17 protein-coding genes are annotated in these 23,135 nt (G+C 65.4%); 9 read left to right on the plus strand and 8 right to left on the minus strand.

From position 1 onward, the window contains the following. Window positions 1–12 precede the first annotated feature (12 nt). Both glgA and J2R80_RS37965 read left to right on the plus strand, forming a co-directional pair. Window positions 13–1,440: a glycogen synthase GlgA gene (glgA, locus tag J2R80_RS37960; RefSeq protein ID WP_057017576.1), complete on the plus strand. Its 1,428-nt coding sequence runs from the start codon at window positions 13–15 to the stop codon at window positions 1,438–1,440. A gap of 180 nt (window positions 1,441–1,620) precedes the next feature. Then, window positions 1,621–2,679 carry a class I SAM-dependent methyltransferase gene (locus J2R80_RS37965; protein WP_057017529.1) on the plus strand — a complete coding sequence of 353 codons (1,059 nt, stop codon included), beginning with the start codon at window positions 1,621–1,623 and terminating at the stop codon, window positions 2,677–2,679. A 111-nt stretch (window positions 2,680–2,790) separates the two neighbouring features. On the opposite strand, the gene J2R80_RS37970 is transcribed toward J2R80_RS37965, so the two are convergent. The 5 genes from J2R80_RS37970 to J2R80_RS37990 all read right to left on the minus strand — a co-directional run bounded on the left by J2R80_RS37970 (window position 2,791) and on the right by J2R80_RS37990 (window position 10,707). After that, window positions 2,791–4,422 (minus strand): L,D-transpeptidase, encoded by a 1,632-nt coding sequence (locus J2R80_RS37970; RefSeq protein ID WP_057017530.1) that lies wholly within the window; start codon window positions 4,420–4,422, stop codon window positions 2,791–2,793. 281 nt (window positions 4,423–4,703) lie between these two features. Continuing rightward, the gene (locus J2R80_RS37975) at window positions 4,704–5,942 is read right to left on the minus strand and encodes an MFS transporter (protein ID WP_168857903.1); all 1,239 of its coding nucleotides are present in this window, start codon (window positions 5,940–5,942) and stop codon (window positions 4,704–4,706) included. A gap of 88 nt (window positions 5,943–6,030) precedes the next feature. Next, complete coding sequence (locus tag J2R80_RS37980; RefSeq protein ID WP_253590480.1) at window positions 6,031–6,597, minus strand: PRC-barrel domain-containing protein; 567 nt, start codon at window positions 6,595–6,597, stop codon at window positions 6,031–6,033. Window positions 6,598–6,657: 60 nt separating this feature from the next. After that, window positions 6,658–8,859 carry an amylo-alpha-1,6-glucosidase gene (locus tag J2R80_RS37985; protein ID WP_168857902.1) on the minus strand — a complete coding sequence of 734 codons (2,202 nt, stop codon included), beginning with the start codon at window positions 8,857–8,859 and terminating at the stop codon, window positions 6,658–6,660. An 84-nt stretch (window positions 8,860–8,943) separates the two neighbouring features. Continuing rightward, window positions 8,944–10,707 carry an ABC transporter ATP-binding protein gene (locus tag J2R80_RS37990; RefSeq protein WP_076827043.1) on the minus strand — a complete coding sequence of 588 codons (1,764 nt, stop codon included), beginning with the start codon at window positions 10,705–10,707 and terminating at the stop codon, window positions 8,944–8,946. 313 nt (window positions 10,708–11,020) lie between these two features. On the opposite strand from J2R80_RS37990, the gene J2R80_RS37995 reads away from it, so the two are divergent. The 6 genes from J2R80_RS37995 (at window position 11,021) to J2R80_RS38020 (ending at window position 16,973) form a co-directional block, all read left to right on the plus strand. Next, on the plus strand, window positions 11,021–12,088 hold the full coding sequence (locus J2R80_RS37995) for a glycosyltransferase family 4 protein (RefSeq protein ID WP_057017535.1): 1,068 nt from the start codon (window positions 11,021–11,023) through the stop codon (window positions 12,086–12,088). A gap of 302 nt (window positions 12,089–12,390) precedes the next feature. Beyond that, window positions 12,391–13,644 carry an ABC transporter substrate-binding protein gene (locus J2R80_RS38000; RefSeq protein WP_168857900.1) on the plus strand — a complete coding sequence of 418 codons (1,254 nt, stop codon included), beginning with the start codon at window positions 12,391–12,393 and terminating at the stop codon, window positions 13,642–13,644. 16 nt (window positions 13,645–13,660) lie between these two features. Next, window positions 13,661–14,530, plus strand: a complete 870-nt coding sequence (locus J2R80_RS38005; RefSeq protein ID WP_028334343.1) for a branched-chain amino acid ABC transporter permease — start codon at window positions 13,661–13,663, stop codon at window positions 14,528–14,530. After that, complete coding sequence (locus J2R80_RS38010; RefSeq protein WP_076827047.1) at window positions 14,530–15,516, plus strand: branched-chain amino acid ABC transporter permease; 987 nt, start codon at window positions 14,530–14,532, stop codon at window positions 15,514–15,516. Before J2R80_RS38005 ends, J2R80_RS38010 begins: the two co-directional genes overlap by 1 nt. A gap of 10 nt (window positions 15,517–15,526) precedes the next feature. Next, entirely contained in the window at window positions 15,527–16,276 is a 750-nt protein-coding gene (locus J2R80_RS38015; protein ID WP_253640379.1) for an ABC transporter ATP-binding protein, read from the plus strand. Further along, entirely contained in the window at window positions 16,269–16,973 is a 705-nt protein-coding gene (locus tag J2R80_RS38020) for an ABC transporter ATP-binding protein (RefSeq protein WP_168857898.1), read from the plus strand. Before J2R80_RS38015 ends, J2R80_RS38020 begins: the two co-directional genes overlap by 8 nt. A gap of 120 nt (window positions 16,974–17,093) precedes the next feature. Here the strand turns inward: J2R80_RS38020 and J2R80_RS38025 are convergent, their stop codons facing one another. Then, window positions 17,094–19,037, minus strand: coding sequence for an alkyl/aryl-sulfatase (locus J2R80_RS38025; RefSeq protein ID WP_168857897.1), 1,944 nt, complete (start codon window positions 19,035–19,037; stop codon window positions 17,094–17,096). A gap of 49 nt (window positions 19,038–19,086) precedes the next feature. Then, complete coding sequence (locus J2R80_RS38030; protein WP_253640380.1) at window positions 19,087–20,907, minus strand: NAD(P)/FAD-dependent oxidoreductase; 1,821 nt, start codon at window positions 20,905–20,907, stop codon at window positions 19,087–19,089. 123 nt (window positions 20,908–21,030) lie between these two features. Here J2R80_RS38030 and J2R80_RS38035 point away from each other — a divergent pair, with 123 nt between their 5' ends. Beyond that, a complete protein-coding gene (locus J2R80_RS38035; RefSeq protein WP_229190818.1) occupies window positions 21,031–21,819 on the plus strand; it encodes an IclR family transcriptional regulator in 789 nt (262 codons plus the stop codon). A gap of 209 nt (window positions 21,820–22,028) precedes the next feature. Here J2R80_RS38035 and J2R80_RS38040 read toward each other — a convergent pair whose 3' ends face one another. Continuing rightward, window positions 22,029–23,132 carry an ABC transporter ATP-binding protein gene (locus J2R80_RS38040; RefSeq protein ID WP_253587484.1) on the minus strand — a complete coding sequence of 368 codons (1,104 nt, stop codon included), beginning with the start codon at window positions 23,130–23,132 and terminating at the stop codon, window positions 22,029–22,031. Window positions 23,133–23,135 lie beyond the last annotated feature (3 nt).

Consider the following 23,135-nt stretch of genomic DNA (forward strand, 5'->3'; position numbering starts at 1 on the left):
CGAGGGCGCTTGTTGAAGGTCTTATTCGTCACGACGGAGATGGACGATTTCGTCCGCGTGGGCGGGCTCGCCGCCGTTTCCGCCGCCCTTCCACGGGCGCTCCGCCCGTGGAGCGACGTCAGGATCATGCTTCCCGGCTACCGGGATGTGGTCGAACAGTTCACGCATATTGAAATCGTTGGGCAATGCCGAGCGCTCGCCGAGATGCCGGCCTGCACGCTCGGGCTTGCGTCGACCAGGGACGGACTTCCGGTCTATGTGCTGCTGTGCCCGCAACTCTACGAGAGGCCGGGCAATCCCTATGGCGATGAGTCCGGCCGCGACTGGCCCGACAACGACATACGCTTCGGCCGCTTTGCCTCCGCCGCTGCCGAACTTGCAGCCGGGATGCTGGACAAGAATTGGGCAGCGGACCTCGTACACGCCAACGATTGGCAGGCGGCGCTCACACCGGCCTACCTCGCCTGGCGCAACGCGCGGATTCCGTCGATCCTCACCATCCACAATCTCGCCTATCAGGGCCTGTTTCCGAAGGACTCGCTGCGGCGGATCGGCGCACCGGAAAGCTCATTCCACATCGACGGGCTGGAGTTCTACGACAAGCTCTCCTTCCTCAAGGGCGGCCTCGTCTACGCCTCGCATCTGACTACGGTCAGCGCGACCTACGCCAGGGAGATCACAACCGCGGAGCTCGGCTGCGGTCTGGAAGGCCTGCTCCGCGTGCGCTCCGACGCCGACCAGCTGACCGGCATCCTGAACGGCATCGACGAGAGTTGGGATCCGCGCCATTGCGCGCAGCTCGCACAGCCGTTCGGCTCCGGCGACTGGAAGGGCAAGCAGGCCAACGCCGACTATGTCCGCCGCCAGTTCGGCCTTGCGGTCTCGCGCGGGCCGATCTTTGGCCTCGTCGCCCGCCTCGTGCATCAGAAAGGCGTCGACCTCGTGCTGTCGGCCGCCGACGAGATCGTCAGGGACGGCGGACAGATCGTCGTCACCGGCAGCGGCGAGCCGGCCATCGAGGATGCGCTGGTGGCCGCGCATCGCCGCCGGCCCGATGCGATCGGCGTGATCATCGGCTTCAACGATGGGCAGGCGCGCCGAATCTTCGCCGGCAGCGATTTCACCCTGATGCCGTCGCGCTTCGAGCCCTGCGGCCTCAGCCAGATGTATGCGCAGCGCTTCGGCTCGCTGCCGATCGGCCACCAGACCGGCGGGCTTGCGGAAACCATCGCCGACGGCGAGACCGGCTTCCTGTTCGCGCAGCCGTCGGCGGAATCCTTCCTCGGCGGCGTCAGGCGCGCCTTCGACGCCTACCGCGCCAAGGACCGGCTCAACGCCATGCGCTCCAGCGCGATGGCCAAGTCCTACAGCTGGGACCTGTCGGCCGCCTGCTACGGAGCGCTGTACAAAAGGCTGATCATGCCGCGCGTGATGGCGTAGGCGGCTCGCCTCGCGGGCTTGTGAAGCCGGGCGGCTGTGGGATCCCACCGGCCCGGTAACAATCGGGTCATTGCACCGAACCTTTCAGGCAATCACGTCGCCACACGGCTGGACGACGACGCATGCGTGAAATTGCGAATGATGACTTTTGGCCAAACGCGATTGCGATGGAGGAACATCATGGACGTCAACGAAGAGCGCCTCAATTCATTCATGGGAAAGATGATCGGCGATGTCGGCGCGGCGATGAATGCCTCGTTGATGCTGCTGGGCGACAAGCTCGGGCTGTACAGGGCCCTCGCGCAGGGCGGGCCGATGAATGCCGCGGCCTTGGCCAAGGCAACGGGAACGGCCGAGCGCTACATCCAGGAGTGGCTGTCGGCGCAGGCGGCCTCCGGCTACATCGAGTACGACAAGGCATCCGGAAAATTCTCGATGCTGCCCGAGCAGGCGCTCGCGCTGGCCGACGAGGACAGCCCGGTCTTCCTCGGCGCCGTCGGAAGCCTGGTCGGCGCGACCTTTCTCGATGAGCCAAAAATTACCGACGCCTTCAAGACCGGCAAAGGCGTCGGCTGGAACAGGCGCAGCGAGTGCCTGTTCTGCGGCACCGCCCGCTTCTTCCGCACCAGCTACAAGCACTATCTGGTGCAGGAATGGCTGCCGGCGCTCGAGGGCGTCGTCGACAAGCTGAAGAAAGGCGCCGTCGTCGCCGACGTCGGCTGCGGGCACGGCGTCTCGACGCGATTGATGGCGGAGGCGTTTCCAAAATCAACCTTCTACGGCTTCGATTATCACGAGGGCTCGATCGAGGCGGCGCGGAAGTCCGCGCGGGAGGCGGGATTGTCGGACCGCGTTCATTTCGAAACGCATTCCGCCAAGACATTCCCGGCCAAGGGCTATGACCTGGTGTGCTTCTTCGACTGCCTGCACGACATGGGCGATCCGGTCGGCGCCCTCAAGCATACCCGCTCCACCCTCGCCGACGACGGCACCTGCATGCTGATCGAGCCGTTCGCCAACGACCGGCTGGAGGACAACCTCAATCCGATCGGGCGCGTCTACTACGCCGCCTCGACGATGATCTGCACGCCGGCGTCGCTGGACCAGGAGGTCGGGCTCGCGCTCGGCGCGCAGGCCGGAGAGGCAAGACTGCGCGAGGTGGCGCGCCAGGGCGGCTTCTCGCGGTTCCGCCGCGCCGCGGAAACGCCGTTCAACCTGATCCTGGAAGCTCGCCCGTAAGACGGGCAACCGCACAATGCGATTGGGCGGCGACATCACGCCGCCGCCCAACGCTGCAATGCTGATCTCACGCCCCGGCCGCTCGTTGTGGCCTGCGTCCTCGACGCCCCGCTACCAGTCCTGTTGCGATTGCCAGAAGTACTGGCCGCCGCGCCGGCGCGGATTGGCCGCTTGCGGATTACCGTAAATCTGGGGATTGCCGTACTGAGGATTGCTGTATTGGGGACTGCCATACGGAGTACCGTATTGGGTGCCCGATTGGGGATTCCAGCTGCGCTGATAGAAGAAGCCGAAACCGTCGTCGTCTCTGCTCGCAACCATGTCGTCGGTCATCATGGGCCGGGTCGGCTTGCGCGTGATGAAACCGCCCTGAGGCTGGTTGCTCAGAACGGCGACGAATTCGGTGCGATAGTTGGTCTCGGCGCTCAATGGCTCGTCCGAGATGATGATCGAAGAGCGCGCAACGGCGGTCGGCGCGATGCGATCCAGCACATCCTGCGGGATGGTGATGCGGTCGAGCGCGTTCCTGGCGCTGTCGCCGTCGTCGATCGACACCTCGGTCCAGCGCAGACCGCCCGCGTCGTTGCGTGCCATCGCCGTGTAGATGTGCGTGCCGATCGGTTTGTCCGGATCGCGAATCGTGACTGGAACCTCGATGCTCGAGTCGAACACTTCGCCGCCATCAGCCCACGGCTTGTGGGTGTTGCGCCGAACGTAAAGCTTCTGCGTCGCGCGGCTGATGTAGACGGACACCGGCTCCAGCGCGAGCTTCGCCTCGGTCGCCGCCTTCTGGGTATCGGCTTTCCTGGTCTCGGCCGCCTTGGTGGCGTCCTTGGCGGCGGCTGCGGCGTCGAGCTTCGGCTTGGCGTCGCCCTGGGCGGCCTCGAACTGCGTGGTCGCTTCCGCGGCCTTGGCCACCGCCTTCTGCTTCAGATCCTCGGCGCGCGCCTTGGCCTGGTCGGTCTTGGCCGCGGCGAGCGTCTTGTCGGCCAACGCAACCGCAGCATCGGCACGGGTCTTGATCTGTTGCAATTTGCGCAGCGACGCCGGTGTGAACAGTGCGGCCTCCTTGGTCGCGGCTATCGAAGCCTTCTTCGCCTCGTCGGCTGCCTTGGCGGCATCCGCGGCCTCGCGGCTGAGCTTCTCGGCGCGCGCCGGAGCTGCCGCAATGGCTTGCGCGTTCGGCACGAACAGTGCCGGATGGGTGAAATCGACCGGGGCCGGGTCGTTCGGCGCGATGATCACCCGCATCCCGATCCGGGTCTTGTCGAACAGCTTCTCGGCAAAATCGTAGGGCATCCGGACGCAGCCGTGCGAGGCCGCATATCCCGGCAGCGGCCCGCCATGCAGCGCGATGCCGTTCCAGGTGATGCGCTGCATGTTGGGCATCCAGGCATCGTCATACAGGGTCGAGTGGTGGTCCTTGTCCTTCTCGATCAGCGCAAAGACGCCGGCCGGCGTCTCGCGTCCCTTGACGCCGCTCGAGACCGGCGCACGGTAGATCCAGCCCTCGGCGTCGTAGAGCGTCACCTTCTGGGCCTTGATCGACACGATCGCCATGATCGGCTCGCCAGCGGTGCGCGGCGCGGTCGCCTCGACGGCTGCCGCGGGACGCTGCTCTTTCGCCGCGACGCCACCGGTCAGTGACGCAAGTGTGACCATCGCTGCGAAAGTCACAAAGGCGGGTTGGCCCCAACGCCGCATCGCTCCTGTGGTTTGCGCCGTCGTCGTTCGATGTACCATGCCGCTCCTCGGTACCATGCCGCTCCTCGGTCGAAATGCCTGCTCGCGCTCCGTCAATCCCGTACCAGACCGCGATTTTGGATTGATTAATCGCCGCCACGGTCCAACGCGCGAACTCGCTCCTGGGGACCATCGGACTCGTTCCAGCAGCAAATCACTTATGTATTCACTCATATATGACGGCACATGCAGGAGAAAGGGTGCCGCGCAGCAAAACCGACCGGTAGCCGTATCCCAGTCTGGTCGGTGGCGGCCAATGGTGCCGCGGTTGCGCCCTGCCATCATGCCGTCCGCCGCGTCTCCGGCATCACCAGCCAGATCACGAACAGCCCGAATGCGGCGATCCCGGCGAGGCCCATGAAGGCCGTGCTGCTGCCGAGCTTGTCGCTGACATAGCCGGCCAGCACCGTACTGAGCGACGCGCCAATGCCGACCGCGGTGCCGACAATGCCCTGCGCCAGGTTGAAATGGCCGCTGCCGAAGGCGATGTCGGCCACGATCAGCGGCACCATTACGCTGAAGATCGCCGCGGTGATGCCGTCGAAAATCTGCACCATGACCAGCACATAAGGGTCACGCACCGTCGCGAACAACAGGCCGCGGATCGCCAGCGCGGCGAATGCGATCAACAACAGCGGCCGCCGCCCCCAGGCCTGGGCCTTGCGGCCGACCGACGGCGAGGACAGCGCGACGATCGCCTGCGGCACAATGATGCAGGCAGCGATCAGGACCGGCGCCCATTGGCTCGACCGTGTCGTCACCACGCCCGCCATCAAGGGCAGCATCGCGGCATTGGCGAGCTGGAACAGCATCATCGCGCCGGCAAAGATCAGGAGCGGCCGCTGCCGCACCAGACGGACGACGCTGGTGGCGCGCTTGTCGGGGACTTCCCGTTTCACCTCGCCATGGGCCTGCGCGATGTCGATCTCGCGCTCGCGGATCCGGGCCAGCGACAACAGCGTCGGGATCGCCAGGATGAAGGTGACGAGGAACACCGAGCGGCTCGACAGCAGATAGCCGCAGGCGCCCATCAGTGCTGCGGCCGAGCCGCTGCCGAGCGAGGCGAAGCGCGCATTGCGGCCGAGCCGCTCGCCGATCGCAAGCGGCCCGACCAGGCCGAGGCTGATCGCGGCGATCGCCGGACCGAGCACGCAGCTCGCGAGCGCGTGCAGCGTCGCGGCGAGCGTCACCACGGGAAAGATCGGCCAGAGCGCATAGGCCAGCGCGCTGGCGCCGATCGCGGCCACCGCACAGCCCGCAACGACCCGCTCCGAGCGCGCCGCATCGACGATCGCTCCGCCGGGCATCTGGCCCAAGAGGCCGATAATGCCGCCGATCGAGAGCACGAAGCCGATCTCGACCTGGGTCCATTTCTGCGTCGTCAGGTAGACCGCGACGAACGGGCCGAAGCCGGTCTGCACGTCGGCCAGGAAGAAGATGAACCAGTCGAGCCCGCGCTGGCTTTCCCGCGACGGCCCGCGCGGTTCCTCCGGAGTGGGTTGATCGGGGACAATTGACACAACGTTGGTGCTGCCGGCTGATCGCTCGCCACGATCGTCGCCAACCGTCTCTAAAGAAGAGTTCGGACGCGCGACCAGCTCTACCCCCCTAATGTTCGTAATCCCATGGATGCAGGCTTCCCGCCGCGCCCAGCACGATCAGCGGCGTATCTTCCTTGTACTCGGGCGCAGCGCTCACCTGCTGCTTGTTGAGGTCCAGCGTGATGCTGTCGCTCTTGCTGGAAACACCGGCGAAACGCAGCGCGTTCCAATCGACCACGATCTTGCGGCTGCCGACGCCGAGGAAGCCGCCGAAATCGATCACTGCGGCGCGGACCTTGCCGTCGCGGTCGACAATGACGTCGACGATACGGCCCATGTTCTCATTGGCGGAACTGCGAACGTCGCGCCCGAGAATGCCGTGCGCATCGCGAGCACCGATCACGGTCACCGACGGCGGCGGCGACGGTTCCTTGGACGGTTCCTTTGAGGGCTCCTTCGCCTGCTCCTTCGGCGTCGCAGAGGCTGCTGGCGGCGCCTGGGCTGCCGGCGGCGCAGGAGTTGCTGGCGGCGCCTGCACGGCCGGCGGCGATGGTGCAGGCGCCGGCGCTTCGTCGTCGGCGGCCCGGACACCCGCGCATGCCAGCAGCGCCGCTGCGACCAGCATCATCATCATCCTCGGACGCATGTTACTCTCCCCGCGATTTCCCGGCGCACGCATGCCGCGCGACGACGCTCAATGCGTCAGCACGATAGACACCTGGATCTGGCCGCGCGTGCGCAACACTTCGAGCGACACCTCGTCGTCATGGCGGCGCAGCCTCAGATCGACGCTGGAAGCGCCGAGTCTAAGGTCGCGCAGCACCACGTCGTTGAGGAACTCCGGCAGCCGCGGATCGCGCAACCTAATCTCGCCGCGCGCGGTGTCGAACTCGAGGCCGAGCGCCGCCTCCAGCAGCGTGAACGGCGTCGCGCTCGCCCAGGCCTGCGGTGCACAGGCCACGGGATAGAGCACCGGGCCGCGCCGGCGCTCGCGGCGGAAGCCGCAGAACAATTCCGGCAGCCGCCGCAGTTCCATATAGCTCGCGGCGTCGAACAGGCCCTTGAACAGATGCGCGACCGAATGCTTGAGGCCGTAGCGGGCAAATCCGAGCGCGATCAGCGCATTGTCATGCGGCCAGATCGAGCCGTCGTGATAGGACATCGGGTTGTAGCGCACTTCGCCCGCGGCGACGGTGCGGATGCCCCAGCCCGAAAAGAACTTCTGGCTCATCAGGTCGGCGGCGACCCGTCGCGCGCGGTCTTCCCGCACCATGCCGGAAAACAATGTCTGGCCGGCATTCGACGTGCGCACCTTGCACGGCTGCTTGGCGCCGTCGAGCGCGACCGCATAGGTGCCGAGCTCCTCGCACCAAAATGCTTCCTCGAACCGCTCGCGCAGCCGCTCGGCCTCGGCTTCCAGCTTCGCAGCCTTGTCGGCAAAGCCGAGCTTGCGCGCCGCGCGCGCGGCAAGCTGCTTGCCGGCAAATACGTAGCCCTGCACTTCCGCGAGCGCGATATTGCCCTCGGCAAGCGTTCCGTCGGCGTGGAAGATGGCGTCGAACGAATCCTTCCAGCCTTGATTGCGCAGCCCCTCCTCGGTGGCGCGCTGATATTCGACGAAGCCGTCACCGTCGGGATCGCCCGGGCCGTCGATCCATTGCAAGCCGGCCTCGACCGCGGGCCACAGCTCGCGCAGCGTCTCCAAATCGCCGGTGCGCTCCAGATAGAGCCCGGCGAGCAGCACGAACAGCGGAGTCGAATCGACGCTGCCATAATAATGCGCGAACGGCACCTCACGAAGCGCGGCCATCTCGCCGCCGCGCATCTCGTGCAGGATCTTGCCTGGCGCGGCATCGGCCAGCGGATCGACCGCCTTGGCCTGGAACAGCGCGAGCCGCTTCAGCACGCCCTTGGCGATCCGTGGATCGACCCACAGCATCTGCAACGCGGTGATCAGCCCGTCGCGGCCGAACGTCGTCGAATACCAGGGAATGCCGGCATAGGGGTAACGGCCCTGCGGCGTCTCGGTCATCAGCATGTTGAGGTCGGCCATCGCCTGACACAGCACCTCGTTGAAGATGTTGTTCGAGGTCTCGATGCTGGCTGCGCCGGCCGACGACGTCCGCATCTCGCGGCGATGCGCCAGTAGGCCGCGGAAGAACGGCACCGGCTTCTGCATGATCGGCTTGTTGCAGGAGACCGCGACGAACAGCGACGTGACCTGCCCCGGCTCGAGATCGAAATGATAGGTCGCCGCGTTGACCGACAGCCGCGTCGGCCGCGGATCGAAATGCAGCGCGGTGATCCGCGTCTGCTCGTCGAGGCCGCAATATTCCAGCACCACGTCGGTCGGGCCGAGCAGCTTGCTCGAGCCGATGCCCCGCCGCGGCCGGCGCTCGCCGCGCACTTCGAACAGATCGGCAAAGTCATTGTCGAACAGCAGCGTGAGATCGAAGCTTGCGGCATGATCGCCGTGATTCTGCAGGCCGATGCGCTGATAGGCCGTGCCGCGCCACAGAAAGATCGAGCGCACGATATGCAGCGTGTCCTTCGGCAGCGTGAGGCGGTCGTCGCGATAGACGTCGGAATTGGTAAGGTCGACCGTCAGCGCCGAATTGTCGTCGCGCATGTTGGAGCCGAGCAGGAGCGGCTGCACGTCCTCCAGCACCATTTCCAGCCGCGCCAGGTAGCGGGTGTCGGCGTTGAACAGGCCGTCCGGCCCGCCGGCCGAGGCGCCGATGTCGCCATGGCTGTCGAGCACGATGAAGGTGTCGTCATGCTTGAGCGAGCGCCGCGGCCGCGCCGCGGGCCCGGTCATCGGAATGTAGAACGGCGATTCGGCGACGTGCTCCGTGATGCGAGCGGTGATGATCTGCGTAACGACGTCAGCTGCCATCTGAACCTCTGGCGACTTTGCTTGGCCCGTATCCTGGTTCGAACGAACGCACCGGAACGCACAAACGCACTTGACGACGCGGGGTCAGGCCGCGCTGGTGGAAAGTCGGCCCATTTCACGCGCGACCAGGTCGCGGTAGGGGCCCCTTCCCTTCACGAGGATATCGGGCGGACCGTCCTCGACGATCCGGCCACCCTGCAGCACAAGCACGCGGTCGAAGCTGCGCAACGTCGCGAGGCGGTGCGCGATCGCGACCACGGTACGCCCGCGCATCAGCCGCGACAACGCCTCGCGGATCGCCTCCTCGGAGTCGGCATCGAGCGCCGCGGTGGCCTCATCGAGCAGCAGGATCGGCGCATCCTTCAGGAAGGCGCGCGCGATCGCGATGCGCTGGCGCTGGCCGCCGGAGACCTTGACGCCGCGATCGCCGACGATGGTGTTCATGCCCTCGGGCAAAGTTTCGATGAAGTCGCAGCGCGCCGCGATCGCCGCCCGCAGCACCTCGTCGTCGGTGGCGTCCGGCCGGCCGTAGCGGATGTTCTCCAGGATCGAACGGTGGAACAGCGAGATATCCTGCGGCACCACCGAGATTGCGGCGCGCAGGCTTTGCTGCGTGACGCGCGAGATGTCCTGGCCGTCGACGGTGATGTTGCCCTGCTCGACGTCGTAGAAGCGCTGCAGAAGGGTAAACAGTGTTGACTTGCCGCCGCCGGAGTGGCCGACCAGGCCGACCCGCTGGCCGGGCTGGATGCGCAGGCTGAAGCGCTCGAACACCTGCAGGCCGCCGGGATAGCGGAACGAGACGTTGTTGAAGGCGATCGCGGCGCCGCTCTTCACCAGCGCCTCGGCCTCCGGATGGTCCTTCAGCTCGTGCGGCTGCAGCAGCGTCGCCAGCGCCTCAGTCAGCCGCGCGACATGCTGGGTGACGTCGACCAGCGCGACCGCGAGATCGCGGGTGGCGCTGAGGATCGAGATGCCGAGCGTGCAGACCAGCACGACATCGCCGGTGGTCGCCGCGCCCTGCTGCCAGAGACTGAGCGCCCAGGCCAGCATCGCGATGGTCAGGATGACGGTCACGCCGGCGTGAATGAGACGAAGCTTCTCGAGGTAGCGCAGGGAACGGCCACGCGCGACGAGTTCCCGATTGACGGTCGCATCGAAGCGTTCGTGCTCATAGCCGAGGCCGCAGAACGCGCGTACCAGCGGCAGGTTGTTGATGACGTCGACCATTTCGCCGTCCACGGCGGCCGCCCTGTTGGCGAAATCGTCATGCAGCGGCCGGCCGGCGGCGGCGATGCGGAACATGGCCACCACCATGGTTCCGGCGATCAGGATCAGCACTGCTGACATTGTCACGCTGACTGTTCCAACCAGGGCGATCGCCGCGAAGGTCGCGATGCAGGGCGGCAACACGTTCCATACGAACATATTCTCGACGGTGAACACCGCGTTCGAGGTCGCCGTGATCCGGCTGGTCAGCATGCCCGGCAGCCGGTCCGTGAAATAGCTCGGCGCGTGGCCGGTGAGATGGCGGAACATGTCGCGGCGAAGATCGCCGGTGACGCTGACAAAGGTGTAGCTCGCGGTCCAGCTCGCGATCCGCCACAGGAAGTTGTCGGCTGCAATCAGTGACATGAGCAGAGCGAATGCCAGCCATACGCCGTTCGCGGCCGACGGCCCTGCCGACAGCGCATCGACCAGATTCTTCACGCCGTATTGCGTGCCTACCGAGCAGGCAACCGCCGCAACAACGGCTGACAAAATCACAACATGCGACGGCAGACGCCGGCGCAGATAGCGCAACACAAAGGGAAACGGACGATGCGCGTATCCTGACAGATGGTCCATGACGTCCTGCAAAGCTGTTGAAGGTGAACGAGAAAATTCTAGTCGAAGCTCTCGCGCACGATGACGTGAAGGGCGGCGGTGGGATTCCTTGATGCAGCCATCACTGCGCAACAATTTTGCAACGCTGGCATAGGCAAAACCGTGTTGGAGCGTGATGGCATCAGCAAGACCACAGTGTGATGGAAGAAAGAAGCGGCAGATCTCCCACATCTAAGGAACCTCGCACGTGCGAGAACGTTCCCGTCTTTGGCATGTCGGTGCCATCTGAGGGCTGAGGGTAGTTCATTCCACATTACAAACAGGAGACGGAGAGATGCGCATCGCGCAGGTTGCCCCGCTGACGGAGGCTGTTCCCCCCAAGCTCTACGGCGGCACCGAACGGGTCGTGCACTGGCTGACCGAAGAACTTGTAACACTTGGACATGACGTGACGTTGTTCGCCAGTGGCGATTCTCAAACCTCCGCGAAGCTCGATGCGACCTGGCCGAAGGCACTGCGGCTCGACGGCTCGGTCCGCGATCCCAATGCGCTCCACATGGTGATGCTGGAACGCGTGCGGCAGAAGGCCGACGACGAGGAGTTCGACTTCCTGCACTGCCATCTCGACTATTATCCGTGGTCGCTGTTCGCGCGGCAGCCGACGCCGTTCGTCACCACCTTGCACGGACGGCTCGACCTGCCGGAGCATCAGCCGGTCTTCAACACCTTCTCGAAGATTCCGGTGATCTCGATCTCCAACGCGCAGCGGCGGCCGGTGCCGCAGGCGCATTGGGTGCGCACCATCCATCACGGCCTACCGGAGAATCTGCTGACGCCGCAACCGGCGAAGCCGTCCTATCTCGCGGTACTCGGGCGCATCGCGCCGGAGAAAGGCGTCGATCGCGCGATCAAGATCGCAACCCGCTGCGGCATTCCGCTGAGGATCGCGGCTAAGGTCGATCGTGCCGACCAGGAATATTACGATGAGTTGATCAAGCCGCTGATCACCAGCAACCCGTTGGTCGAGTTCATCGGCGAAATCAGCGACCGCGAGAAGCCGGATTTCCTCAGCGGCGCGATCGGGCTCCTGGTTCCGATCGACTGGCCGGAGCCGTTCGGCCTCGTGATGATCGAAGCGATGGCCTGCGGCACGCCCGTCATCGCCTATAACCGCGGCTCGGTGCCGGAGATCATCGAGGATGGCCTGACCGGCTTCATCGTCGAGGACGAGATCAGTGCGATCTCCTCCGTCGGCCGCCTAGGAACGCTCAATCGCGACGCGATCCGCAAGCAGTTCGAGACCCGCTTCACCGCGCGGCGCATGGCGCTCGACTATCTCGCCGCCTTCCGCGGCCTGATGGAAGCCGAGCCGCGCTTCAAGCTGGTGGCCAGCGCAGAGTAGCAGTTGCAGCGGCCGATCGAATGATCCGGCGGGCCGGCCGGCACCATCCGTGCCGGTCCGTCGGGTCGTTCGATTGTCAATAATACCGTCGTGAGCGGCGGCAACTCTCACGCAGCAAAACACTACGCATGCCCGCGTCGCACGATTGCTGCGACGCACCAGCGTTGACAGGTTTCCCCATCAGTTCGGCTGATATCGCCTTTGCGAATGCCGAATTACGTGCTCTTATGCGCCGCGCTTGAGCAAAAAATAATAAGCGAGCGGACGGAGCAACCGTGCCGTGATCGCGCAGGGGGAACGCCATGACAGGGGACCGCAAGCCGTCGGCCATTAATAATGCCGCACCGACCAGAGCCTCACAAAACAAGCTGAACCGCCGCAAATTCCTCGCCAAGACCGGCGGCGTGCTGGCGGCAGGCGCGTTCGGCGCCGTTCCGCTGCGCGGCTGGGCGGCCGATCCGATCAACATCGGCGCGCTCTATCCGACCACCGGCAGCATGGCGCAGATCGGCGTCGGCTGCGTGGCTGCGGCCAAGCTCGCGGTCGACATGGTCAACGAGGCCGGCGGCATCAAGTCGCTCGGCGGCGCCAAGCTCAACCTCATCGTCTCGGACGTGCAGAGCGACACCACGGTGACGCGCACCGAGACCGACCGCCTGATCACGGGCAACAAGCTGTCGGCGATCCACGGCTGCTATGCCAGCGCGCTGACCTTGATCGCGAGCGAAGTCTGCGAACGGGCGAAGGTCCCGATCATCACCGGATCGAGCTCCGATCAGCTCAACAAGGGACGCACCTACACCTTCACGCCGTTCGCGCGCGCTTCGCAGTTTGCCAAGGCGCAGCTGCAGATGGCCAAGCTGGTCAGCGAGCAGGCCAAGGTCGCCGTAATCTTCGAGAACACCGCGTTCGGCACCTCGACCTCGAACGGGCTGAAGGAGCTGGCGCCGGGCGAAGGCGTCGAGATCGTGATGTTCGAGCCCTACTCGGCCGGCTTCACCGACGCGAGCCCGCTGATCAACAAGGTCAAGGCCTCCGGCGCCAACACGCTGTTCTCGCTGTCCTATCTCAACGACCTCATCCTGATCGTGCGCACCGTAAAGCAGGTCGGGCTCAACATCGCGATCAACGGCGGCTCCGGCGGCTTCGTGATGCCGGACTTCTACAAGAATGTCGGCAATGCCGCCGAGGGGCTGCAGGGCGTTGCGCACTGGAACCACGACGTCAGCGACGACGCGCAGAAGGTGAATGTCGAATTCAAGAAGCGCACCGGCGAGTTCGCGTTCGAATATGCCGGCGGCCTGGTCGCGCAGACCTTCATGCTGGCCGACGCGCTGGAGCGCGCCGCCTCCGCCGATCCCAAGAAGGTGCGCGAGGCGCTCTCGACGCTCGATGTTTCCTCGGGCTTTGCTGCGATGGCGCCGGGCGGCAAGGTGAAGTTCGGGCCGGACGGCAAGAACGTCTACGGCCGCCCGGTCGGCGTGCAGTGGCAAAACACCGATCTCGTCAGCGTCTTCCCGAAGGAAGACGCCCGCGCCCCGCTGATGAAGACCTGAACCGCGGTCGCATCGCATGTGGGAGACACTGGCCCAGGCCGTGATCAACGGCCTGCTCATTGGCGGCATCTACGCGCTTGTCAGCATCGGCGTCACGCTGATCTTCGGCGTGGTCAAGATCGTCAACTTCGCCCAGGGCGAGTTCGTGATGATCGGGATGTATATCTCGTTCTTCCTCGCCACCCAGTTCGGCATCGATCCACTGGTCTCGCTCGTGGTCTCGATGCCGGTGCTGTTCCTCGCCGGCGTCCTGATCCAGCATTTCCTGATCCGCAGGGTGCTGGGGCCGAACGACATGCCGCAGATCTTCCTGACCTTCGCGCTGTCGCTGTTGCTGCTCAATCTCTCGCTGATGTTGTTCAGCGCCAATTACCGCACAGTCCACACGTCCTATTCGGATGCGGCGTGGCATATCGGCGGGCTGTACATCCCGGTGGCGAAACTGATCGCCTTCGCGGTCGCGATGGCGCTAAGCGGGCTGCTGTGGGTATTTCTGCACACCACCGATCTCGGCCGCGCGATGCGCGCCGCATCGCAGAACCGCGACGTCGCGATGCTGATGGGGATCAATCCGAACCGCGTGTTCGCGGTCGCGTTCGGCACCGCGCTGGCGCTCGCGGGCGCCGCCGGCTCGCTGCTGATGCCGTTCTATTCAGCCTATCCATTCGTCGGCCAGGTGTTCGTGCTGATGGCGTTCGTCGCGGTCGTGATGGGCACGCTCGGCAATGTGATGGGCGCGCTGATCGCAAGCCTGATGATGGGCGTCGCGGAATCGCTCGGCATCCAGTTCGTCGGCGCCGATTCCGGCTTGATCGTGGTGTTCGCGCTGCTGCTGCTGACGCTCGCGTTCAGGCCGAGCGGGCTCGGCGCCAGGAGGGGCCGGTGATGCAGACGTCCAGCAACTTCAAATGGCTGTGGCTCGCGATCGGGGCGGTCGTCATGCTCGCCTTGCCCCAGCTCGTCACCTCATCGTTCGCGATCGACATCTTCATCCGCATCCTGCTGTTCTCCTTCATCGGCGTCGCCTGGAACCTGATGGGCGGCTACGCCAAGCAGCTGTCGCTCGGCCACGCCGCCTATTTCGGGCTCGGCGCCTACACCTCCACCATCATGCAGGTGAACTACGGCATCTCGCCCTGGATCGGGATGATCGCGGGCGGCGTGGTCGCGATGCTCGCAAGCCTGCCGATCGGCTGGCTCTGCTTCCGCCTGCGCGGTCCCTATTTCACCATCGCCACCATCGCGACCGCCCAGGTGCTGATGCTGATCTTCCTCAAGTTCCGCGACTTCGCCTGGGGCGCCGAAGGCACCACGATCCCGAACCTCGGCAGTGCGCCGTTGATGATGCAGTTCGAGGAAAAGTCGTCGTACTATTACGTCGTGCTCGGCCTGCTCGTGGTCGGGCTGTGGATCACCCACAGAATCGAGAAATCCTGGATCGGCTACTATCTCGTCGCGATCGGCGAGGATGAGGACGCCGCCGAGGCGGTCGGTGTCAACGCGCCGAAGGTCAAGCGCGACATCTACATGATCAGCGCGTTCCTGACCGCGCTCGCCGGCACCTTCTACACGCAATACATCTACTTCATCGATCCCGCGACCGCGTTCAGCTTCAACGTCTCGATCGAGGCGGCGCTGGTGTCGATCGTCGGCGGCATCGGCACGCTGTGGGGACCGGTGATCGGCACCGTGCTGCTGGAGACCACGTCGGCGCTGCTGCAAAGCTGGCTCGGCAGCTCGGTCGGCGGCATCCAGCTCACGGTCTACAGCCTGATCCTGATGGCTGTCATCCTGTGGCGGCCGACCGGACTGATCGGGTTCGCGACCGACATCTATCACCGCACCGCCCGGCGCAAGCCGGCGCGCGCCTGAGGTCGTCGCGATGGCAGAAGCACTCGTCATCAAGGGTCTCAGCAAGCGCTTTGGCGGCCTGCGCGCCGTGCAGGACGTCAGCTTCACGGTGCAGGAGAACGAGACGGTCGCGCTCATCGGGCCGAACGGCGCCGGCAAGACCACGAGCTTTCATTTGATCACGGGATTTCATCGGCCGGATTCCGGCTCGGTGCTCGCCTTCGGTCACGAGATCGTGGGGCTCAAGCCGCATGATGTCTGCTCGCTGGGCCTTGCCCGCACCTTCCAGTTGGCAAAGCCGTTCGGCGCGATGACCGTGCTCGCCAATGTGATGACCGGCGCGTTCCTGCGCGACCGGCATATGGCGGCCGCGCGCAACAAGGCGCTCGAGGCGATCGAGTTCGTCGGCCTCTCCGTCAAAGAGCAGACCCCGGCCAAGGACCTCACCACCATCGACCAGCGCCGGCTGGAAATGGCCCGCGCGCTGGCAACGCAGCCAAAGATCCTGCTGCTCGACGAGGTGATGGCCGGACTCAACCCGGCCGAGATCGACCAGGCGGTGGCGCTGGTGAAGAAGCTCTCCGCCAGCGGCCTCACCATCGTGATCGTCGAGCATGTGATGCGCGCGATCATGGCGGTGGCTCGCCACATCGTGGTGCTCGACCACGGCCAGAAGATCGCCGAGGGCGCGCCGAAGGAGATCGTGGAGAATCCGGAAGTGATCCGCGCCTATCTCGGCTCCTATGTGCATCCGCCGGCGCAGGGAGACGCCCATGCTTGAGCTCTCGCGCGTCAGCGCCAGCTACGGCTCGGTCCCTGCCATCACCGATGTCAGCATCTCCATTGGCGAGGGCGAAGCCGTCGGACTGTTAGGTGCCAACGGTGCCGGCAAGAGCACGACGCTGCGCGCCGTCTCCGGCCTCGTCAAGCTGTTCGGCGGCAAGGTCACGTTCGACGGCGTCGACCTCGCCACGCTGCCGCCCTACCGGATCCCCGAGCTCGGCATCGCGCATGTGCCGGAAGGCCGCCAGGTGTTCCCGGAAATGACGGTGCAGGAGAATCTCGAGATCGGCGCCTACACGCCGAAGGCCAAGGCGGATCGCGCGCGCACGATGGAGCTCGTTTACAGTATCTTCCCGCGGCTCGCCGACCGCAGGAAACAGTTCGCCGGCACCATGAGCGGCGGCGAGCAGCAGATGCTCGCGGTCGGCCGCGGCCTGATGCTGAAGCCGCGCCTGTTGATGCTGGACGAGCCCTCGCTGGGCCTCGCGCCTGTGATGACCGACGTCACCTTCGAGAAGATCGGCGAGATCCACAAGATGGGCACCGCGATCCTGCTGGTCGAGCAGAATGTCAGCCGCGCGCTGTCGCTGGTGCAGCGGGCCTACGTGCTGGAAAGCGGCAATGTGATCATGCAAGGCAGCAGCGCCGAGCTCGCGGGCAACAAGCAGGTGCAGGCGGCGTATCTCGGGATTTGAGATACTTGCCAACTCAGTGCGTAAGTTAAGTGCCACGTCATTCCGGGATGGTCCGAAGGACCAGACCCGGAATCTCGAGATTCCGGGTTCGATGCTTCGCATCGCCCCGGAATGACTTCGTCACGTCACCGCCGTCCGCTTCGGCTCGACGATCTCGAACATCCGCGGGAATTCGTCCATCAGCGCCATCAATTCATCGAGCCGCTGCAGCTCGCCGGATGTCTTGATCCTGCCGGCATCGACGGCGTCCGGGAAAGTGGTCAGCTTGGCGATGACCTCGTCCAGCACGCTGCGCGCCAGCGTGAAGCTCGCCTGCGCATCGGCCGCCTGCGCACCCCTAACGTAGGTCAGGGCTGAATTCTCGAGATTGAGCACGAAGGTCTCGCCGGTATCGGTAAAGCTCCAGTTCAGCACGATGCGCTTGCCTTCGGCCTTGGGGCCGTTGAGGCGGATGCCGAGCACGTCCCAAAGCTGCTCGGTGCGCAGCGCAGCCAGCGTCTCGCGCGGCATCGGCGAGCGCGGCGGCGTCTTCGGCATGCCCTGCCGCAGCTCCTGCGCACCGAACAGATAGGCGTTGCGCCAGGTCGAGCTTTCCGCGGCATAGCCGAGCTGCTCGAACGTGTCGGCGAGGAGCGAGCGCGCGGCCTGATTATCAGGCTCGGCGAACACGAGATGGCTGACGGCCTGCGCCACGAAACGGAATTCGCCCTTGGCAAAATCCGCCGCGGCGCGTTTCAGGATCGCGTCGGCGCCGCCCATATACTCCACATATTTCTTGCCGGCCTCGACCGGCGGCAGCGGATCGAGGTTGACCGGATTGGCATCGTACCAGCCGAGATATTTCTGGTAGATCGCCTTCACATTGTGCCTGATGTGGCCGTAATAGCCGCGGCCGTGCCAGGCGCCCTCCAGGCTCTGCGGCAGGCGGATCGTCTCGGCGATCTCGGCTGCATTGAGCCCATGGTTCATCAGACGGATGGTCTGGTCGTGCGCGTATTTGTAGAGGTCGCGCTGCTCGCGGATCATGCTGTCGATCCGCTCCCGCCCCCACACCGGCCAGTGGTGCTGGCCGCACATCGCTTCCGCCTTGCCGCCCCACATCTGCAACGCCTCGCCGAGATATTTCGACCAGGCCAGCGCATCGCGCACATCCGCGCCGCGGAACGGCAGCAGATTGTGGAAATTGTGCGTGCAGTTCTCCGCAAGATTCAGGAGCTTGTAGCGCGGGATGAAGAAATGCATCTCCGCCGGCGCCTCGCTGTTCGGCGCCATCTGGAATTCGAACTCGACGCCGTCGATCACGCGCTTGTCGCCGGTCGCGATGATCAAATCGGTCGGCCGCAGCAGCGCCACGCCGCCCGCCGCCATAGTCTTGCCGAGGCCGCAGTCGACATGGCCGCGCACGCCCTTGGCGAGGAACGGCCCGAACTGGTATTGCGCACGGCGCAGCATCGCCGGCCCCGCGATGATGTTCTCGGAGACCGCATGCTCCATGAAGAGGTTCGGCGCGATGATCGGCACGCCCGTCGCCAGCATAGCGTCGTCGAGCACACCGCGGGCGCCGCCCCAATGGTCGGTGTGGGTGTGGGTGAAGATGACGGCGGCGACCGGCCGCTTGCCGCGGTGCCGGAAGTACAATTCCATCGCGGCGCGCGCGCCCTCGATCGAGGTCAGCGTGTCGACCACGATGACGGCCGTGTCGCCCTCGATCAGGGTCATGTTGGCGATGTCGAGGCCGCGCACCTGGTAGACACCCGGCACCACCTCGAACAGGCCGTGATGCATGTTGAGCCGCGACTGCCGCCACAGGCTCGGATCGACGGTCGCGGGCGCTTTCTCCTCGGACAGGAATCCGTAGGGCTCGAGACTCCAGACCGCCCTGCCCTGGGCCGAGGTGACGCGTGCGTTCTCGATGGTGCCGAGAAAGCCGCGCGCGGCGTCGTCGAAGTCCCTGGTGTCGGCGAACGGCAGCGCCTTCAGCGTCGCCGCGTGCTGCGCGATGACCGGCGCGGATGCCGCCTTCGGACTTTCGTGCGACGTTTCGCTTGCGGTTGTCTGGGCCATACTCAAGCACTCCCTCGATTGGCGGAAATCGGTTCCGATCGCGCTTCCCTCAGCGGAATTGCACGCCCTCGAACTGGCCGCTACGGCGCCAGCCGTCGATATATTTGAAGTAGGCCAGCGCGCCCGAGGGATGGCCGACACTGAGCTTGGCCGCGGGACCGGGCTCACGGCCCTCATTGTTGTAGTAGCCGGGCGTGCAATCCGGCCCGCCGATCATCCGGCCGACGCCAGTCAGCAGCAGTTCGACCCAGCGATCCTCGGCTTCCTTGCTGACCTCGATTTCCATGAAGCCGTTGTCCTGCGCGTGGCCGACCATCAGCGCGATGGTGCGCGCCGCTTCGGTCAGATTGTGTGGCACGTTGGAGATCAGATTGGCGCCCTGGGTCGGCTGCACGAAGAACACGTTGGGGAAGCCGTGCACGTGGATGCCGTGCTTGGTACGCATGCCCTCGGCCCAGTGCTCCGATAGCTTGATGCCGTCGCGGCCGGTCAGATCGAAGCCCGCGCGCCGCTTGTACTCGGTACCGACCTCAAAGCCGGACGCATAGATGATGCAGTCGAGCTGATACTCCTTGCCCGCAACGACGATTCCGTTCTCGGTGATCTCCTCGACGCCCTTGCCGTCGGTATCGACCAGATGGGTGCCCGGCGTATTGAACGCCTGCAGATAGGCGTCGTGGAAGCATGGCCGCTTGCAGAGCTGGCCGTACCAGGCCTTGAGATTCCTGGCAGTGTCGGCATCGCGGACGATGGTGTCGACCCGGTTGCGGATTTCCTCCATCTTCTCGAAGTCAGAATCCTCGAACGCGGCCCGCATGTTCTCCACGCTTCGCTGCTCGCGCGGCAGCAGCATGATCTTGGCGCGGATCCGCTTCGACAGGTCGGTCCAGCCGTCCTGCACCAGATCCTCCTCGGCCGATCCGCCGGCCTGGTTGGCGGTGAAATTCTCCAGCCAGCGCTGTTGCCAGCCCGGCGTCGCGATCTCGGCAAACCAGTCGGGATCGATCGGCTCGTTGCCGCGCACATCGACCGACGATGGCGTACGCTGGAATACGTAGAGCTCCTTGCAGGCGCGCGCGAGGTGCGGAATGCATTGCACCGAGGTCGCGCCGGTGCCGATGATGCCGACGCGCTTGTCGGCCAGCTTCTCCATCAGCGCGCCCTTGGGGTCACCGCCGGTGTAGTCGTAATCCCAGCGGCTGGTGTGGAACGAGTGGCCCTTGAAGCGCTCGATGCCGGGTATGCCGGGCAGTTTCGGCACGTGCAGCGGGCCTGTGCCGATGCCGACATATTGCGCGGTAAACGCGTCGCCCCGCGTGGTGCGGATGATCCAGCGCGATTGCGCGGCGTCCCAATCGAGGCTCGTGACCTCGGTGTGGAACAGCGCGTTGTCGTAGAGACTGAATTGCCGGCCGATCCGCTGGCAATGCGCGAGGATCTCGGGCGCATGCGCGTATTTCTCGGACGGCATGTGGCCGGTCTCTTCCAGCAGCGGCATGTAGACCATCGACGCCGTATCGCATTGCGCGCCGGGATATCGGTTCCAGTACCAGGTGCCGCCGAAATCGCCGCCCTTCTCGACAATGCGGACGTCCTTGATCCCGGCCTCGGTCAGCCGCGCCGCGGTGGCGAGCCCGGCGAAGCCGCCGCCGATAAAGGCGAAGGTGACGTGATCGGTCTTCGGCGCGCGCTCAACGACCGGCGTGTAGGGATCGTCGAGATAATGCGCGAGCTGGCCCTTGATCTGGAGATACTGGTCATTGCCGTCAGGACGCAGCCGCTTGTTGCGCTCCTCCTGATACTTCAGGCGCAGCCTCTCCTTGTCGATCGCGGCGGGCTTTGCGTCTCGGGCTTGCTCGGTCATCGTCATCGGGAGTCGCCTCGCTTCAGCGGTTCCTTGTCCTTATTCCCGGCAGATAAACCGATACCGACACGATTTGCAAATCCATTCCGATATATTGACAAATCAGGCCATCTGCGACCAATATTCCGTATGATAGCATCTTCCCCTGCCGAGACTCAGGCGGACCCGTCCTTTGCGACCACCCTGGCGCATGGGCTCGATGTACTGGCGGCGTTTCGCCGTCATCCCGGCTCGCTGTCGAACGCCGAACTCGCGTTGCATACCGGCCTGTCGCGGCCGACGGTGTCGCGGCTGACCTACACGCTCGAGCAGCTCGGCTATCTCAGGCGCGACACCAAGGGCCGCTTCGTGCTCGGGCTGGGCGCGCTCGCCGCCGCCTATCCTGTGTTGTCCGCGCTGAAGGTGCGCCAGCTGGCACGTCCGCTGATGCGCGACTTCGCGACCTATGCCGGCGGCACGGTGTCGATCGCGATGCCGTTCGGGATCGACTTCATCTATGTCGAGACGTTGCGCACGATGGATACCGCGCCGCACGTGCCCGACGTCGGCTTTGTCAGCACGCTGGCGCCGACCGCGGTCGGGCGCGCACTGCTGTCGCTGTTCACCGAGGACGAACTCGGCGCCTATGTCGCGCGCGTCAAGGCCGAGCGCCCCGACGAATTCGATTACGTGCAGAAGCGCACCTTGCCCGACATCGAATTGTGCCGCGAGCGCGGCTTTGCCGTCTCGCTCGGCGAATGGCGGCGCGAGATCTTCGGCGTCGCCGCCCCGCTCTATCGGACGCCGACCGGCGAATGCCTGTCGGTCAATTGCGGCGTCCCCTCCTTCCGCTTCAGCGCCGAGCAGATCGAGCGCGAATGCGGCCCGCGCATCCTCGGACTAGCCCGCAGCATCCGCGCGCTGGTGGAGGAAGGCTAGCCCGAGAACCGGCGGCCGCCGCTTCACCTCGCCCCGCGTGCGGGGAGAGGTCGGAACGCATCGTTAGATGGGTTCCGGGTGAGGGGGAGCCTCCGCAAACGCAACTATCACTGTATTCGCGGAAGCAGCCCCTCACCCCAACCTCTCCCCGCGAAGAGCGGGGCGAGGGAGCCCAGCCCCTTCGCCACTCGACGCGACAATACCACGCTCTACTCATGCGATGCCGGCCCGCTGTCGCGATAGGCCCAGAGGCATTCGCGCGGCAACGCGACCTGTGCCTCGACGCCGACCTGATGGCGCGCGGCGGTGCCGAGCTCGATCGCTTCCAGCCGTTTGCCGAACAGCTCGATGCCGTAGGCGGTCTGGGTGCCCTGATATCTGCGGTCGAGCACCTTTGCCGAGAACGTGTTGGCGCCGTCGGGCCGGCCGATCGCGATGTTCTCGGGCCGCAGCGCGATCCGCACTTTCTCGTCGGGCTTGAGCGCCTGGCACAGCGCGACCTCCCCCTGCCGGCCGTCACCGAAATCGACCACCCCATAGCGGCCATTGCATGTGACGAGCGTGCCCGCGAGCTCGTTGGTTGCGCCGGTGAAATTGGCGACGAACAGATCAGCCGGACGGTTGTAGATCACGTCGGGCGTGTCCATCTGCAGCAGCTTGCCGTCGCGCATCACCCCGATCCGGTCGCCGAGCACGACCGCCTCGGCCTGGTCATGGGTGACGTAGAGCGCGGTCATCCCGGTCTGCTTGAGGATGACGCGAAGGTCGTCGCGCAGCCGCAGACGCAGTTTGGCATCGAGGTTCGACAGCGGCTCGTCGAGCAGGAGGAGTTGCGGCCGGTACACCATGCTGCGCGCCAGCGCGACGCGCTGCATCTGGCCGCCCGACAGCGCCACCACCGGCCGGTCGGCATAGTCGGACAGTCCGACCAGCGCCAGCGCCTCCTCGACCATGCGGGCAGCATCGGTGCGCCCGATCTTGCGGTGCTTCAGCGGATAGATCACGTTCTGCCGCACCGTCATATGCGGCCACACCGCATAGGACTGGAACACCATGCCGAGATCGCGCGAACGCGGCGGCACGAGGATGCCGCTTGCCGGCGAGGAGACCACCCGCCCGGAAATGCTGATCTCGCCACCGGTCGGATGCTCGAGCCCGGCGACGCAGCGCAGCGTCGTGGTCTTGCCGCAGCCGGACGGCCCCAGCAGCACCACGATCTCGCCGGCCGGCACGCCAAAGCTGACGCCGTCGATGGCCGGGCGGCCGATCGAGAACTGCTTCCTGAGATCGGTGACTTCGAGCGTCGCCGTCATCGC

The organism is Bradyrhizobium sp. USDA 4541 (genome assembly GCF_024171085.1).
Taxonomy (GTDB): Bacteria; Pseudomonadota; Alphaproteobacteria; order Rhizobiales; family Xanthobacteraceae; genus Bradyrhizobium; species Bradyrhizobium australafricanum.